Origin of the sequence: Aliagarivorans taiwanensis DSM 22990 (genome assembly GCF_000429505.1) — a bacterium.
GTDB lineage: Bacteria > Pseudomonadota > Gammaproteobacteria > Enterobacterales > Celerinatantimonadaceae > Aliagarivorans > Aliagarivorans taiwanensis.
Map to the genome: position 1 here is coordinate 313,058 of NZ_AUBZ01000001.1, position 15,967 is coordinate 329,024.

General features: G+C 49.8%; 13 protein-coding genes and 1 pseudogene. 5 read left to right on the forward strand and 9 right to left on the reverse strand.

The features are described 5' to 3' along the window. Positions 1–335 precede the first annotated feature (335 nt). The 9 genes from G462_RS0101460 to G462_RS0101500 form a co-directional block, all read right to left on the reverse strand. A complete protein-coding gene (locus G462_RS0101460; protein ID WP_026957401.1) occupies positions 336–1,574 on the reverse strand; it encodes a lysozyme inhibitor LprI family protein in 1,239 nt (412 codons plus the stop codon). Between the two features lie 222 nt (positions 1,575–1,796). Beyond that, positions 1,797–3,269: a chlorohydrolase family protein gene (locus G462_RS0101465; RefSeq protein WP_026957402.1), complete on the reverse strand. Its 1,473-nt coding sequence runs from the start codon at positions 3,267–3,269 to the stop codon at positions 1,797–1,799. Then, positions 3,266–4,462 carry an amidohydrolase family protein gene (locus G462_RS0101470; RefSeq protein ID WP_026957403.1) on the reverse strand — a complete coding sequence of 399 codons (1,197 nt, stop codon included), beginning with the start codon at positions 4,460–4,462 and terminating at the stop codon, positions 3,266–3,268. Before G462_RS0101470 ends, G462_RS0101465 begins: the two co-directional genes overlap by 4 nt. Before the next feature lie 145 nt (positions 4,463–4,607). Further along, positions 4,608–5,585 (reverse strand): ABC transporter ATP-binding protein, encoded by a 978-nt coding sequence (locus G462_RS21425; protein ID WP_035476271.1) that lies wholly within the window; start codon positions 5,583–5,585, stop codon positions 4,608–4,610. Next, entirely contained in the window at positions 5,585–6,571 is a 987-nt protein-coding gene (locus tag G462_RS0101480) for an ABC transporter ATP-binding protein (RefSeq protein ID WP_026957404.1), read from the reverse strand. Before G462_RS0101480 ends, G462_RS21425 begins: the two co-directional genes overlap by 1 nt. 4 nt (positions 6,572–6,575) lie before the next feature. Then, the gene (locus G462_RS0101485; protein ID WP_245579509.1) at positions 6,576–7,547 is read right to left on the reverse strand and encodes an ABC transporter permease; all 972 of its coding nucleotides are present in this window, start codon (positions 7,545–7,547) and stop codon (positions 6,576–6,578) included. 10 nt (positions 7,548–7,557) lie between these two features. Beyond that, complete coding sequence (locus G462_RS0101490; RefSeq protein WP_026957406.1) at positions 7,558–8,523, reverse strand: ABC transporter permease; 966 nt, start codon at positions 8,521–8,523, stop codon at positions 7,558–7,560. Between the two features lie 21 nt (positions 8,524–8,544). Further along, positions 8,545–10,119, reverse strand: coding sequence for an ABC transporter substrate-binding protein (locus G462_RS0101495; protein WP_026957407.1), 1,575 nt, complete (start codon positions 10,117–10,119; stop codon positions 8,545–8,547). Positions 10,120–10,446: 327 nt separating this feature from the next. After that, a complete protein-coding gene (locus G462_RS0101500) occupies positions 10,447–11,349 on the reverse strand; it encodes a LysR family transcriptional regulator (protein ID WP_026957408.1) in 903 nt (300 codons plus the stop codon). Positions 11,350–11,497: 148 nt separating this feature from the next. Between G462_RS0101500 and G462_RS0101505 the strand changes: the two genes are divergently transcribed. The 5 genes and pseudogenes from G462_RS0101505 to G462_RS0101525 form a co-directional block, all read left to right on the forward strand. Further along, positions 11,498–12,481, forward strand: a complete 984-nt coding sequence (locus G462_RS0101505; RefSeq protein ID WP_026957409.1) for a potassium channel beta subunit family protein — start codon at positions 11,498–11,500, stop codon at positions 12,479–12,481. A gap of 138 nt (positions 12,482–12,619) precedes the next feature. Further along, positions 12,620–13,249 (forward strand): DUF1349 domain-containing protein, encoded by a 630-nt coding sequence (locus G462_RS0101510; protein WP_026957410.1) that lies wholly within the window; start codon positions 12,620–12,622, stop codon positions 13,247–13,249. 167 nt (positions 13,250–13,416) lie between these two features. Further along, positions 13,417–15,093 (forward strand): AIPR family protein, encoded by a 1,677-nt coding sequence (locus G462_RS0101515; RefSeq protein WP_026957411.1) that lies wholly within the window; start codon positions 13,417–13,419, stop codon positions 15,091–15,093. A gap of 272 nt (positions 15,094–15,365) precedes the next feature. After that, complete coding sequence (locus G462_RS21430; protein WP_051326448.1) at positions 15,366–15,656, forward strand: NAD(P)H-dependent oxidoreductase; 291 nt, start codon at positions 15,366–15,368, stop codon at positions 15,654–15,656. A gap of 92 nt (positions 15,657–15,748) precedes the next feature. Then, positions 15,749–15,967: pseudogene (locus G462_RS0101525) on the forward strand (IS4 family transposase); the annotation flags it as partial.

Below are 15,967 nucleotides of genomic sequence, written 5' to 3' on the forward strand. Positions count from 1 at the left end.
TAGGAGGTGGTTGGATGGGTAATCAGGCAGCTAGCCTACCTGAATAAGCACCGCATTTAAATGCGAATCATTATCAACCGTATTGATATCAGTCAATTCTTATTCATTACATCATGTTCAGCAGCGCTGTTCGCTGTATTTGCTCAAAAAGGCGGCACCGAGCCTCTCGAAGCGACTCACTGAGACACTCGAACCAAAAAACGCAACGCTTTGGCGACTCGAAGAGAGAAAAGTGTTGATTTAATAGCAATTAGTGGCAGCGCAAACCTATAGCCAGAGGGTCGCCATGGAAAAACAACTCTGCATTGTTCATCTTTCTCTTCTTTCTACGTCTATCAGCGCCAAGCCCGAGCGCCTTGTTCTTCAATATCAACGCCTCGGGGAAACTTGATTTGACCTTCAACATCTCCCATATAGCCGCTGCGAGAGAAGCGGCATCCGCCGGCATTGACCTTCATGCGCAGGCTACCCGGCTCGGTACCAAAGCGCAGATCTTCCGGCGCCAGATCGAAGCAGTAGCCATGCCAGTCCCAATGTAACTGAGTTGTCTCATAACGGCGCTGGCCATCGCGGTCGATATGGCGGATGTAGAGGGCATCAAAATAGGGGCTATAGGGCTGACCCAAAGGTTCGCGTTGAGGCCCATCTAAATCGATCTCGTGTTTAAGCGCACTTTGGAAGCGCACACAAAGCAAGTCGTGGTAGAGCCCATCCAAACTGCGCCATTGCTCGGGTAAAGCCCAATACCCTCCGTAGCCCTCAATCGGACAAGCCTGGACGCTGTACGGAAACTGCTCGGCCAACTGGGTTTCGAGTGCACTTTCACAGGCCTTGTGGTTGGCTTTCAGTGCGCTATCCAGACGATCGCTGAAATGCCTTGAGGCGGAGTAGCTCCATTGATGGTAGATCTGATCTCCCAGCTCAATACAACCCTTCAGATCACCAGTGCGGCGGCGAGCCAACATAAGATCACTGATGTACCAGTAGTAGGCGTTGAGCTTCTCGCTCTCGCCTTCCCGATTAAACCCATAGGGCAGACTCTCACAACGTTCATAAGGCTCCTCGAGAATGGCCTGTGCAGCTCGATAGTCGCCCGCTTGGTATTGTTCCAGAAAGCGTCGTCGTATCGGCGCCAACTCTTCGACTTGGCAGGGGATTTGGGTGTGGCTTACCTTCCAGGTGGACTGGAGTATCTCCGCACGTTGCTCGGTCAGGGCAATCTCACACTCCATCTGCGCATTGTGTGCACCTCGTCCCCCGACAGACTGATATACCGAGCGGCAATGGCTGTCTCGAAAAGCCAGCCAGTCCAGATCCGCCTTTGCCAGCGTCGCCTGGGCCTCGATAGCCGCCTCTTCGCTGAGGTAAACAGCTTGATGCTCGAATCCCACCTCGATGATCTCACGTACCTCCTTCAAGGCACACTTGGCCTGGTCTCGCTGCTCGGCAAGTAGGCAGTAGCTCGGGTTGTTTTCGCACATCTGAGGATCTTGCTCTGTGATCTCACAAGCTAGGCTCTGCCCAGCCACCAGTAAGGTCGCCAGCGCTATGGTGAAAGGGGTAATTTGCGTCATCGCGTTATTCCTTTTGAGCTCTGACAGGTCAGTTACAGATTTGGGCTTTAGGCGAGTTTGTTCTAGATGGCAGCCTAATGCTGTTACCGCTACCTGAAGAATGTTTCACTGGATGCGAAAGCTAACACAAATAAAAGAATCAACATATAGAAGAATCGAGACACAGGAGTGTATGAGCCGGACGGAGCCAAAGCTGCTTGTGCTCGCTCCGGCTCTTCGAGGCTAGGGCAACTGCTTACTTACTTTGTTCAAAGATAAAGGAAATACGTCTTCAAGGGTTGGCGAACCGTAACACCGCTCAGGGTAACTGGCCTTAAACTCGCTGAACTGCGCCTGTGCTTGGCGGTGTAACTCTTGCATTGAAACACCACTCACCAGCTGCCCATCCCAAACCCGTTTTACACCATCAACGATCACCCCTTTGATATCGCGCCCATTACCGTTAATCACCATAGCGGTGATGGGGTCGAAGTTTTGCCCGGTATAAACGCTGTCAAAATCAAACACTATGATATCTGCCGCAGCACCGGCACATAAGCGCCCTAGGTCGTCCCGGCCAAGTGCGCGAGCGCCACCCAGTGTCGCCATATTGTAATAATCCAGCGCCGACGCCTCCGCGATATCGCCTTTGCTAACCCGGCTCAAAATGCAGCCGATATGCATATTTTGAATCATATCTACCGGGTAGGTATCGGTGCCCAGCGAGAGGTTGATACCCCACTCCTTAAACGTCGATACACCATCAAAATACTTGCCATGTCGGCCAGCTACAATGGGGCAAATCAGGGCGCTGGCTCCGCCTTGACTAATCAGCGATAAATCTTGCTTTATGCTCGCCTCCGTGGGCGCTGCGCCCCCCAAAAACTGCAGGTGCGGGAGGATCAAGCCATCGCTTATCAACCCGGCTCTATGGATGTATTCGATAGAGCTAATACCACCGTGCAGCTTGGTAATCATCTCAACCTCTAGCTCCCCCTGACAGCTATGCAACCTGACCGGGCATGCCAAGCGTTGCTGAGCCTCGGCGGTACGTTTGAGCAACTCAGGCGTGCAACCTTCGATACGATCCGGTGCTAAGAAACCATCGATTCGAGAAGAGTAGTCACTGCGCACCCGCTCGACATAACGTATCGCATCGCTTAATCCCGCCATCCCTTTGGCTTCATCAAACCTCATAGAGATGCTTTTGTCTGGATTAACAACCGCATGTCCCGACATGTAAGCAGGCCCAAGGTATGCGCGGATCCCGGTTTCTTCAGCAATATCGGCGGCGACTATAAACTCGTCGTAGGTTTCTGCCCATTCACGATAAAGAATCGACGTGATCGGCATCGCTGTAGTAATGCCATTTAACAGCAACATATTGAATGCATAACGTTTATTAAATGCGAGCTGCGCAGGGCTATAGGTCTCTCGGCGAGCCCACTGCGCCGACGGCACTCTCCCCTTCTTCCAGCCGGGATGGTTATCAAAACCCAGTACCGTTGAGTCCAAATCAACAATGGCGTCTAAGTCGATAAATCCGGGGCCAATGAGAACGTTGCCCAGCTCCTCTACTTTATCGACGTGACCATCGTAGTCGTAACCAACGAAGATTACCTTACCGTCTTCAAATACCACTTCACCGTCTTCAAACAGACAGTGTGCGCCATCTTGGTGGCCAACAACCCACTTCCCGCAGAGCTTGGTGATCATTGCGCCACCTCCAAGCGACCACCGGTCACGATACGCTCGCCTTTGCGGTAAACCTCCCGTTGCTTCGGCTGTGCCACGATGGCTTCAACAAAATTGTGCGCATCGACAATCACAAAATCAGCCGACTTACCTTGCTCAAGCCCGTAGTCCTCTAACCCCAGCAATACAGAACCGGCTTGGGTAATGGCATACAGTGCGTGCTCTAGCTGCTTATCTTTGCGCCAGCGATACTTGAGGCCGAGGAACATGGCGCGCTGTAACATATCGCCACTACCATAAGGGCTCCACGTATCACGGATCCCATCGTTACCAGCGGCGACATGCACTCCATGAGAACGGAGTAATTCAAAAGGAGGCACGCTGCGATTTGCTGGGGCGGTTGTAGCGATATGGATCTGTTGCTCGCCCAGTTGCTTAGCAAGCTGATGCTGATAAGCTGCTTCAACCTCCCCTAAGCAAAAGCCATGGCTTATGGTGACCTTCCCCTGCATGGACAACGCGCGCGTGCGCTCAATCACCAACTCCACGGAAAAGGCGCCTAGCGTCCCGGGCTCATGCAGGTGCAAATCTACGCCGCGGCCATGCTTCTCAGCTAAGCCAAAGACCTGATCGAGGTGGCGCACTGGGTCACGATCGAACGAGGAAGGGTCGATTCCACCAACATAGTCGCAACCCAACTGCATCGCGCGATCCATCAACTCAAAGGTGCCAGCTCGCTGCAGCAACCCGCTTTGGGGAAAGCAGACCGTTTCAATGTTTATCATGTCCTTGTAGGTGCGAGCTGCTTCCATTACCCCCTCGATGTGCGCCAGACCAATCTCGGTATCCACATCCACATGGCTGCGCACCGCACCGGTGCCATTTAACAGGTATTGCTCAATCATTTGTGAAGATTGGCGATAGCTATCGAAGCCGTTTTCAGCGCGATACTGGCGTTCATTTTCGATGATACTTGGCAGATCGCTGGGCACATCGTTGTGGTACCACTCCATTCCCCATAGGGTTTTATCTAAATGCGCGTGGGCATCAACAAAACGAGGGAGCATCACTTTGCCACTGCCATCTACCTGTGCGGTGGCATTATCGATGGGAATTTGCGGGGCAATCTGTGCAATTACTCCATCTTTTACCAACACATCCCGTGGCAGCTCACCCTCCAGCAGTTTAATCCCTTTAAAAAGCACGTTATTCATTATCACTACCTGATTGATAGTGAAGGGAATCCCTCCCTTCACCGCAAATTAACTTGGAAGTGCTTCGAGATTATTCACCGTTTGAAATCCCGAAGCAGTTATACCCAAACAACCTCAAGAAGCTTGCTCGGGTAGCTCGATGTAACTAAACGTTGAGGCAGGCAACAGAACGCTCACCTAAATCTCGCAGAACTGGAGATTCACTCGCGCAAGCATGGGTTGCATTCGGGCAACGGGGGTGGAATGCACAGCCGCTTGGTGGGTTTAGAGGACTTGGCACTTCGCCACTGACCGGTGTCCGCTCCTTGTTGATCTCATCCATCGATGGAATGGCTTCCATCAGCATCTTGGTATATGGATGTTTGGGCGAATTAAAGATATCTGCCACCTCTCCCACTTCGACTAGCCTTCCCAGATACATGATGCCAACCCGGTCAGAGAAATGAGACACGACCGACATATCATGGCTGATAAACAAGTAAGTAAGCCCCAACTTCTCTTGAAGCTCGCTCATGATGTTGAGCACCTGTGCTTGAACCGACACATCTAGTGCCGAGGTGGGCTCATCACAGATCAAAAACTCAGGCTTGCTGGCCAGTGCGCGAGCTATCGAAATGCGCTGCCGCTGGCCACCAGAAAACTCATGGGGATACTTCAAACGGTCCTCCCCCGATAAACCAACCTGATGCAGCAGCTCAATAACCATCGCTTGCTTGTGTTGCTTGCTGTCGGCAAGACCAAACAGGTCGATGGGCTCACCGATAATATCGGCAACCTTCCAACGGGGGTTTAAACTGGCATAGGGATCTTGGAAGATCATCTGAAAGCCGCGTCGTACCTCCTTAAGTTTAGAGCGGCTAAGTGAGACCAAATCATGCCCTTTAAACACCACCGAACCATCAGAGGGCTTGTGCAAACCAGATAGAAGCTTAGCCACCGTAGATTTGCCGCAACCTGACTCTCCCACTAAGCTGAATGTCTCTCCCTTTTTGATACTGAAATCTACCCCTCTAACCGCGTGCACATAGGTTTTCGGCTTGCGCTTTAGCAAGCGAGAAAGGAGCGGCACTGAGACATCAAACTTGATCTGAAGATTTTCAACACTGACAACACTCTCAACCATCAGATATGCTCCTCTATACTTATGTCGCGCAAGCAGGCAACTGCGGTAGTTGTGGTTTGCTTTAAACAAGGCGTTGTGGTGTCGCAGCCAAACTGCTTGAACTGACAACGGGGATGGAACTTACAGCCACAGGGCAACTCAGTAAGCCGAGGCATGGAACCACTGATCTGCGATAAGCGCTTTTTCCTCACACCAATGCGAGGAATAGAGTCCATCAATCCAACGGTATAGGGGTGCTGAGGATGTTTAACGATATCGTGCACCTTGCCGATTTCCACGACCTCTCCGGCATACATAACCGCTACTCGATCGCACACCTCTGCAATCACTCCCATATCATGGGTGACCAGCATGACGGTGGTGCCGTGTTGCTTACAAAGCCTCTTTAGCAATTGTAATACTTGCGACTGCACCGAGACATCCAGCGCCGTTGTAGGCTCATCGGCGATCACAATGAACGGATCCACGCATAGCGCGAGTGCAATCACGATACGCTGTCTCATTCCGCCCGAGAACTGATGGGGATATTGCTTAATACGTTCAGCTGCCTGCGCAATTCCGACCTCTTCAAGCAGCGCAATAGCTTTTTCCAGCGCCTCAGACTGACTCAAAGGTAAGTGAGTGAGAATAGTCTCGGTTAGCTGCTCTTCGATGGTTAATACAGGATTTAAGCTGGTAAGTGGGTCTTGAAAAATGGCCGAGATCTCTTTGCCTCGCAAAGCCTGTCGGGAGGCATCATCGAGGTTGTCGATGCGTTGGCCTTGATACACAATCTCGCCAGCGGTAATGGCAGCACTGTCATCCAAAAGCCCCATAATTGCCGAACCCGTGAGCGACTTGCCCGCCCCCGACTCGCCGACAACGCCAAGGATTTCACCCTGACACATATCAAAGCTGATATCCCGCAGCGCCTTAATTGCGCCCTTACGATGAGAGAACTCTAAGCACAGCCCCTTCACCGATAAAATGACTTGTTTATCGTCCATGTTGTTATCTCAATTTGGGGTTTAACACATCGCGGATCCAATCACCCACCAGGTTCACACACAGCGCAAGCACCACCAGAACCATCGCAGGAAACAGCACCACCCACCATTGGCCGGAGAACAAATACTGATTGCCCTCGTTAATCAGGGTGCCTAACGAAGGCTGATTGGGCGGCATTCCAACCCCCAGAAACGAAAGCGTGGCCTCGGTTAGCACCGCCAAAGCAATATGTAAGGTGCCAATCACTAAAACCGGACTAATGGTATTGGGTAGGATGTGTTTGAACATGATGCGTGCCGAACTACTGCCCATAACCCGCGCAGCTTGCACATACTCTTTACCGCTCTCAAGCAATGCCGCTCCCCGAACGGTCCGAGCATACTGCATCCAGCCTGTTGCAGTGATGGAGAAAATAATCACATATACCGAGATATCACCGTGCATTTCCTTAGGGAAAATACCGCGCGCCACACCACTAACCAACAACGCAAACATGATGGTGGGAAAACTCAACATGGCATCGGCGATGCGCATAATGAGCGCATCAACTTTACCGCCAAAGTAGCCACTGATAAGCCCAAGTACCACACCCAACACCAGAGACAGCAGCACACTGACAAAGCCAACCATCAAGGAAATTCTTACGCCATAAAGTAGCAGCGAGTAAACATCTCGCCCTTGGATATCGGTACCCAAAATGAACCGGCTATCACCGCTGTCGGTCCAAACTGGCGGGATTTCCGAGTCAAACAAGCTAAACGAAGTGGGGTCAAAGGGGTTGGTTGGCGCAAACAAATCAGCGCCTAAACCTAAGATAAGGATGACCGCCATAACAATGAAAGAAACAATGGTGACCTTCGAATTGCGTAGGCTGTATACAATATCGCTATCCCACACAGAGGAGACAATGTCCGTCATTTTTGCGCCCCAGCGCCGCTTTAATGAAGGCTCTTGAGTTGCTATCAAATCGTTCATAAGTTTCTCCTCAGCTGACTTTTATCCGCGGGTCTACCAGCAGATAAATCAGATCGACAAAGGTGTTAATGACAACAAACATGATGGCGACAATAACCAGATAGGCCGATATCACCGGGATATCTACGTAGTTAACCGCTTGGATAAACAGCAACCCCATCCCAGGCCACTGGAAGATGGTCTCCGTGACCACCGCAAAGGCGATCAAACCGCCAACTTGCAGGCCAATGATTGTCACAACAGGTAGAATAGAGTTCTTTAGTACATGTTTGTACTTGATGCTTCTTTCAGATATGCCGCGCGCCTTGGCAAACCGAATATAGTCTGCACGCATGGTTTCTTGTATTTCACTTTTTAGCAGCCGCATGATCATGGTTATCATGAACAAAGACAGAGAGATTGCGGGCAACAGCACCGCTTTCAGCCCGGATAGCGTAAGCAGCCCAGACGACCAATAGCCGAACTCGACTATCTCACCACGTCCATGGGAGGGGAGCCACTTAAGCCATACCGAGAACACCACTATCAGTAAGATCCCCGCAACAAAACTCGGTAAGGAAACCCCAACCAACGATAGGATCTGCACCGTGTTTTTCATCAGTCCATTGCGCGAATAGGCAGACCACACTCCAAGTAAAATGCCCACCACCAGCGATATCACCACCGCAACAAACACCAACTCCAGGGTGGCAGGCAATCGCTCTATGATGAGCGATAACACATCAGATTTGTTGTAGTAGGAGATCCCAAAGTTGCCCTGAGCCATGTTCTTAACAAATCGGGTGTATTGAACAATGACCCCATCGTTTAGACCCAATGACTCTCTTAGCTCATCCCGTTCTTGCTGGGTTGCGTTTTCAGAGATCATCCCCTCGATGGGGTCTCCGACAAACTGAAACATCACGAAGGAGAGGAATGCCACCACCAGTACGATGCCGATGGCTTGAGCTGCTCTTTTCAGTAAAAATACAAACATACCCTAACCGCCTCTAGCGTGTTATTTGACAGCTGCTCGCCATAAACGAACAACACTATCTGAGGTCTGGGGGACATCTAGGTTGGCACTTGCAACCCAAACAACTGGCTCGTAATGCATTGGGATGTAGGGAAGATCTTGCTGGGTTAACTGCAACGCGCTTTCCATCAGGCCAATCCGCTTGGCTTCATCCAACTCCCGGACGCCTTGCTCGATATACTCATCGACGATGGCATTTTTATAGTTGGGGATGTTAAAGGCACCAAAAATCGCACCATCTTTAGAGTGAATAAGCTGCTGGGTAATACTGTAAGCATCAACCAAAGGCAGGTTCGCCCAGCCCAATACGCCGATATCTGTTTTGCCTTGATCGCGGATCACTGAGTAGGTGCTGCGAGTATGCATGTTCAAGTCAGCATTTACCCCCACCCGTGCCCAGAAGCTCTGAACTGCAGCGCACCATTGCTCAGCGTTTAAATAAGCACCTTGCACGCAGTCGAAAGCCAGGTTGAAGCCATCTGGGTAACCCGCTTCAGCCAGTAGTTGTTTGGCCTTTTCAGGGTTATAGTCGAGCGCAATATCGTTGGCGGCGTTATAACCGGCGATCAATGGCGAGATATACGCATTAGAAACTGATGTCATTTTCCGCATGATCTTCTCAACGATCAGGTCTCGGTTGATAGCATGCATTAATGCCTGTCTGACGCGTACATCTTGAAGTGGATTCTCATTAAAGGTATTGCTAGCAATGAGCGAGTCGCTCATATTTAGCGTGATAAAATCGACCCGCATCGACGGCTGAATCATCACCTCAATGTTGTTTTGACGCTCCAAGCGAGGAATGTCCTGCAATGGCACATCAGTGGTAAGAGAAAACTCACCAGAGATTAATCCAGCCAAGCGGGTGGCATCCGAAACGATGGGCTTAAAATCAATCCGATCGATATTGTGCTGCTTATCTGCGCTATTCCACCAATCGTCATTCACCACCAGTGTCATGCCAGCATCGCGGCGACGCGATACCAACTTGAATGGCCCGGTACCATTGGTGTTGTTGGTGGCATAGCTCTCGGTGCCGTTGCTCATGCTGCTCGGTGCCAGTGCGCCATTTTCCACCATCCATTCAAGATCCATCATCAAGATGCCGGTTAGCTCATTTAGTACCATTGGCGAGTAAGGGACGGTTGTAAGGGCAACTTCATAATCAGAGATCTTGGTAGCGCCAGTAACAGAAGACGCATTCCCGCGAATACCTGAATCTTTATGGATTACCCGCTCAATCGAAGCCACCACATCATCGGCATCAAAGGCATTGCCGTTGTGAAAACGCACCCCTTCGCGCAAGGTAAACTGGATGGTTTGCTCATCCACCTGCTGCCATGAGGTGGCCAATGCAGGGGCTATCTTGTAGTTCTCGTCCCATTCCACCAATCCCTCATAGATATGGTTTTGAAACGCTAGCGCCTGAGTAGATGCAAAAGCATAGGGATCTAGTGTGGGAATATCTGCTTTATCAGTCCAGGTAACGCGATTTTCAGCATGGGCATTGACCAAGCAGGTGCCTAATAGTCCCGCCAGAATAAGCAACTTCTTCATGTTTCTTCCTTGTTAGGTTTTTCCTCCCAAGATTGTATACAAAGTGCATGCCCATACGCATACAATCAAGTTATCTTGTTGTTTTATAAGATTTATTTCATCACAGCACCAAGCAGCCATTTCTCTACAATGCTCATTTTTGATGCAATTAAAGTATTTGCTGCACTTTAATTGATCATATTTAATATCAATGAGTTAGAGATCAGTTATGGCAGGGAATGAAGCCCCAGTTTAACTGAGCAAATTGGGGCAAAAGAATCTTGTTTTCGTTGGTTGGGCAAACTAGCAGGAAGACCATGCTCGGCCAAGCTTGTGAATACGAGAAGGCTAACGAACCGACTCATGGGTTGATACATACCCTTGTAAAAACTCCACAAATAGCTGCAAGCGCGTTGAATGACCAATCTTAGGTGGATAGACCATCCACACCTGCCGTGGCTCGATTTGATAGTCGCTAAGTAGCCGCTGCAAGCGGCCTTCTTTTACATCGTCCCACAGCAGATGCTCGGGGATGCGGATCACCCCTTGCCCGCTGAGTGCGACGGCGCGCAAGATGTTGTTATCGGCCACCGAGAGCCAACCTTGGGCCTCGATAACCTCGGTTTGGCCGTAGCGTTGGAACTGCCAGTCGCGCCACTCGGGAAAGGCCAAGCACTCCAGCTCTGTTAGGTCGCTCGGACGCTGCGGAACTGGGTTGGCAGCCAGATACTCGGGAGATGCCACCACCCAGTGGCTATAGGGCATCAGTTTGCGGGCAATCATGTTCTGCGGCGGATGCTCGGTAACCCGAATCGCCAAGTCGAAGTTGCGCTGGTTTAAGTTTTCCAGTTGATGACCCACCTCTATCTCGAAGCTCACCTCCGGATAGCGCTGCTTAAACTGCTGACAGGCATTAACCAATATGGTTTGGGCAAACACCGTGGGCGCGGTGATACGCAACACCCCAGCGACATCTTGGTCGCTGTGTTGCAGCTCGCGCTCCAGCTCTACCAAGCCGCTGTGCATGGCCTGCGCCTGTAGCAGTACCTTTTGCCCCTCGGTGGTTAGCCGCACCTTGCGGGTGGTTCTGACCAGCAACTGGCTGCTGAGGTCGCGCTCCAGGCTGCGGATCTGCTGCGACAAATAGCTGCGCGAGATGCCCAGTTGCTCGGCGGCTTTGGAAAAACTCAGCTGCTGGGCAACTTCATAGAACAGCAGCATCCGTTCCAGTTTTTTGTGGTGTTTGCTCATCGATACCTTCCTGCTATACCCGCATCAATTCTACACAATCGAATTTTTTTGTTTGTTATACCAAACAGTGTTTTCACTTTTAATGGCTTTTTCCCACACCGCAGCGGCGTATACTTTGCTGTAAATTCTGATACTTAACAGGTGAAACATGGAATATCGTCGCTTAGGAAACAGTGGTCTTCAGGTCAGTGAAGTGGGCCTGGGTTCGTGGGTAACCTTTGGCAAGCAGGTCGACTTGGGCGCCGCCAAGCAGATCATGACCAAAGCCTACGATGCGGGCATCAACTTCTTCGATAATGCCGAGGGCTACGAAGCCGGTGAGAGCGAGCGCTTGATGGGTCAGGCCATCGATGAGCTGGGCTGGAGCCGCGACAGCTACGTGGTATCGAGCAAGGTGTTCTGGGGCGGCGACAAGCCCACCCAGCGCGGCCTAAGCCGCAAGCACGTATTCGATGCCTGCCACGCCGCCCTTAAGCGCCTGCGCGTCGACTACCTCGACCTGTACTACTGCCACCGCCCAGATATCGACACCCCGATCTACGAAACCGTGCGCGCCATGCACGACTTGGTCAGCCAAGGCAAGGTGATGTACTGGGGCACCTCTGAGTGGAGCGCTCAGCAGATCACCGAAGCGTGGGCCGTGGCCAAGGCCGAAAACCTGCACGCGCCAGTGATGGAACAGCCGCAGTACAACATGCTAATCCGCGATAAAGTGGAGGCCGAATACCTACCGCTGTACTCGCTGACTGGCCTCGGCACCACCATCTTCTCACCACTGGCCAGCGGCCTACTCACCGGTAAGTACCTGAAGGGCATTCCAGAGGACAGCCGACTGAGCCTGCCCGGCTACGAATGGCTGCGCGATATGCTGATGGGTGAGAACAACAAGCTTGAGCAGATTGCCCAACTTAACCAACTGGCCGCAAGCCTGGGCATGCCGCTGCACCACTTAGCGCTTAACTGGTGCCTGCGTACACCGCATGTTAGCAGTGTGATTTTGGGTGTATCTAAGCTGGAGCAGCTAGACGACAACCTGCAGGCGCTCACCCTGAAAGGCCAGATCGGCGATGAGATTTGGCAGCAGGTGGATGAGATCTTGGGGAACAAACCGGCAGGTCCAGAGCGTTTCTAAACGCTAGCTTGAAAAAGCCTAATAAAGCGTGAGCGCTCACCCTTAAGAGCCCGATATCTGATGATATATTGGCGCTTTCGGTGAGCGTTTTTCTTTGGCTTCACCAAGTAATGACTACTAAGAAACAAGGATAAGCAGATGGTCGATTTTCGTAGCGGCAGTTGGATTAACCCACCCAAGCAGTTTGACGTGAGCACTGATGCCGTCTCGATTACCACCGAGCCGGGTACCGATTTTTGGCAACGCTCCTACTACGGCTTTCGCAACGACAATGCCCCAGCCCTGCAGATCCGCTCCAGCGATAACTTCACCTTTACCGCCAAAGTCAGCTTTGACTACCAAGCCCAATTCGATCAGTGTGGGCTGATTATCTACCTCGATAACGAGAACTGGTTTAAGGCCTCCATCGAGTACGAGAACGCCCAGTTCTCCCGCCTTGGCAGCGTGGTCACAAACCTGGGCTACTCCGACTGGGCCACCGCCGATATTCCCCTACCCCAAGCGATTTGGTACCGGCTAAGCCGCCGCGGCCCCGACTTTCTGATTGAGTCGTCCTTCGATGGCATCGAGTTTAAACAGATGCGTATCTTCCACCTGCATAAACTCGGTGAAACCAGCGCGGAGATGGGTAAGTGCAACCCACCAATGCCTGCTGAGAGTAAAGTGAGCTTTGGCGTATATGCCTGCAGCCCCACCGATTCATCGTTTACTGCGACGTTTACTGAGATGAGCTTGACCGATTGCCAGTGGTTGGCGCATCCGGTTTAGGCTTTTGCCGGGGAAGCTATCCCTTTTACCTGAGACCATACCTTCTTTCGCATTCACAGTTTTCAATTGTCTAGATAAGCCTTTGTTGAATATGGATTAACCCAAGTGATAACCTATCCATCAATTGTTGAATACTTGAGAACTACTCTGTTTAAAGAGGGCTTTGGATGGCAAATTTACTAGATTGGAACACGTTGGATCATAAAGTTAAAGCATACCTTGACCCAGATAATGGCATAGATACTGAGCAAAAAGCTTTTCCAGTTTTGATGGTTTCTTCATTGTTGAGTGTTTCAGACGAAGAGGCCGAAGATTCAATTACAGATGGCTCAAAAGATCGAGGGGTCGATGCCGTTTTTGTCGATGATAGAGATGGCCGCAACTCAATTCATGTGTTTCAATTTAAGTACGTCGATAATTTTGAGAATACTAAAAAGAATTTTCCTAGTGGGGAAATAGACAAACTAGTTTCATTCTTTGACGATCTTTTAGATGAGAATAAATCTCTGGAAAAAACTTGCAACCCATTACTGTGGAATAAAGTAAAGGAGATGTGGGTTGCTCTCAATAAGCCTAAGCCATCTATTGAGGTCCACTTTTGCGGCAATACGTTACCAATGCAAGATGACGAGAAAGATAGAGCTGATTCATCTCTAGGCAAGTTCAAATACTTTAACATTCATCACCACAGCTTAGATTCAATCGTGGAAATGTTTGTTGATAAAAAGTCTGCAGTTATTAACAACCAGATACAGGTAGTAGACAAAGACTATTTCGATCGAACTGATGGCAGTATTCGTGGACTCATCTGCACAGTGGAAGCTACTGAAATTGTTAGAGTTATTACCGATCCTGAAAACCCAGAGCTCGTGCACAAAGAGATATTTAATGACAACGTTAGAGTTTACTTAAGCAGAACAAACAAGATAAACAGAAAAATAATTCAAACTGCACTATCTGAAGACAACCCACTGTTCTGGTACCTAAATAATGGGATCACGATAACCTGTGATTCATTCTCTTACCCTAAAGGTAAAAGAGCACCAATGGTTGAGTTAAAAAACATCCAAATTGTTAATGGTGGACAGACATCTAACGCTTTGTTTGAAGCAAACCAAATAGCACCTGAAAAGTTAGATGACGTACTAATACTTATACGTATAATTGAAACAAAGTCTCAGCCAGTGAGCCTCGCCATCGCCGAATCGACAAATAGCCAGACACCGATCAAGAGTCGTGACTTGCGTTCTAACGATGATATTCAAAAGAAGCTTGAAGAAGCTTTTGAGGGAATGGGACTGTTCTACGAACGTAAACTAAATCAACATTCAGACAAACCGAAAACCTACAGAATAGATGCGTTGACAGCGGGACAAGCCCATTTGGCATATGGACTAGAACTGCCAGAAGTAGCTAAAAAAGATCGAGGGAGAATATTCTCAGACTTGTATGAACAAGTATTCACAGATGAACTTACCGCCGACGATTTGTTATGCTCAATAAAAATACTTAACGTTATAGAGGGCATCAAGAAAAAACTTCAGTCATCTATTAGAAAGCAAGAGAAGTTCGAGCTAGACCATCTATTCCTCATAGATGGCGCCTACCATACTCTATTCGCAATAGGTCAGATTTGTGATGAGAGAAATATTGACAGATTGAATTTCGAAGAGGCAATCAAGCTGGTACCTTTAGCCATATCCTATGTTTCCGAGCTCGTCATCGAGACTCAAAACAAAGATGAGTCTTTCTCTTTTAACAGATATTTTAAAGACGCGAAAACTAAGACCAAAGTTGCGTCACTCATTCAAAACAAAGAGCGAGAAAACACTTCACAAGTGTAAGAACCATTTGGTAACGCGTTTCTCAAGTTAGATAACATTGCTTAAACTGTGGGCTACTTTGTTTCCGCTATTGCACTTCCCTTATCTTTCGCCTTGTTACCATCAGGCTTTTGGGTTTACATAACGACTCAAAAGCTGACAAGAAATCAAAAGTGGGGAGCCTTACTTCTGCCTGCATGCTTCATTCTGATTTTTCTCTGCTTACTATATTGGTCAGCTCTATACGGTGAGAGCTTCTAATAAAGGCTCGTTGTCACACAAGGAAGAACTTCATGAACTGTTTGGTTGTAGTTGCCCATCCGCTCGAAGATAGCTTATGCCACTACCTGAGCACACAGACCATCGAACACCTTAAAGATAAGGGTTACACCATTAAGGTTATCGACCTCTACCGCAGAGGGTTTCAACCCGCGCTAACCGCTCAAGAGCGGCAAAGCTACTACGGCGATGCATACGACAGCAGCAATGTCGAAGATGATATTTCGCAACTGTTAGCAGCCGAGTCACTGGTGTTGGTCTTCCCCACTTGGTGGTTTGGCTCTGACGAATCCCCACATAATTAGCCGATAAATCAGAGTGTTGCGCTTGGAGTGCAACCCGCGAAGTGATCTAATGGTATGTGCAACCAAACCAGCAGATACAAGGACTTCACGGGATGCACGAGTTGCGAATTGTATATCAAGCGCTTTATCAGAACTGCCCTGAGCTGCACAAAAAGCGCCTCGATACCCTTATAACCGCTGTCAAGGCGCTGCAAAGCAGCGACACGCTGACGCTCACCTCGCTGGGCAGGCACATCGGTAACAACACCAAAGTAAAACACAGCATCAAGCGTATGAACCGCTTCTTGGGCAACCCGCATATGCACGCCGAA

Coding starts and splice junctions, on each gene's coding strand:
- G462_RS0101490 (WP_026957406.1), bottom strand. CDS start 8,523: ATGTTTGTATTTTTACTGAAAAGAGCAGCTCAAGCCATCGGCATCGTA.
- G462_RS0101515 (WP_026957411.1), top strand. CDS start 13,417: ATGGCAAATTTACTAGATTGGAACACGTTGGATCATAAAGTTAAAGCA.
- G462_RS0101470 (WP_026957403.1), bottom strand. CDS start 4,462: ATGAATAACGTGCTTTTTAAAGGGATTAAACTGCTGGAGGGTGAGCTG.
- G462_RS0101495 (WP_026957407.1), bottom strand. CDS start 10,119: ATGAAGAAGTTGCTTATTCTGGCGGGACTATTAGGCACCTGCTTGGTC.
- G462_RS21425 (WP_035476271.1), bottom strand. CDS start 5,585: ATGGTTGAGAGTGTTGTCAGTGTTGAAAATCTTCAGATCAAGTTTGAT.
- G462_RS0101505 (WP_026957409.1), top strand. CDS start 11,498: ATGGAATATCGTCGCTTAGGAAACAGTGGTCTTCAGGTCAGTGAAGTG.
- G462_RS0101500 (WP_026957408.1), bottom strand. CDS start 11,349: ATGAGCAAACACCACAAAAAACTGGAACGGATGCTGCTGTTCTATGAA.
- G462_RS21430 (WP_051326448.1), top strand. CDS start 15,366: ATGAACTGTTTGGTTGTAGTTGCCCATCCGCTCGAAGATAGCTTATGC.
- G462_RS0101465 (WP_026957402.1), bottom strand. CDS start 3,269: ATGATCACCAAGCTCTGCGGGAAGTGGGTTGTTGGCCACCAAGATGGC.
- G462_RS0101485 (WP_245579509.1), bottom strand. CDS start 7,547: ATGAACGATTTGATAGCAACTCAAGAGCCTTCATTAAAGCGGCGCTGG.
- G462_RS0101510 (WP_026957410.1), top strand. CDS start 12,620: ATGGTCGATTTTCGTAGCGGCAGTTGGATTAACCCACCCAAGCAGTTT.
- G462_RS0101480 (WP_026957404.1), bottom strand. CDS start 6,571: ATGGACGATAAACAAGTCATTTTATCGGTGAAGGGGCTGTGCTTAGAG.
- G462_RS0101460 (WP_026957401.1), bottom strand. CDS start 1,574: ATGACGCAAATTACCCCTTTCACCATAGCGCTGGCGACCTTACTGGTG.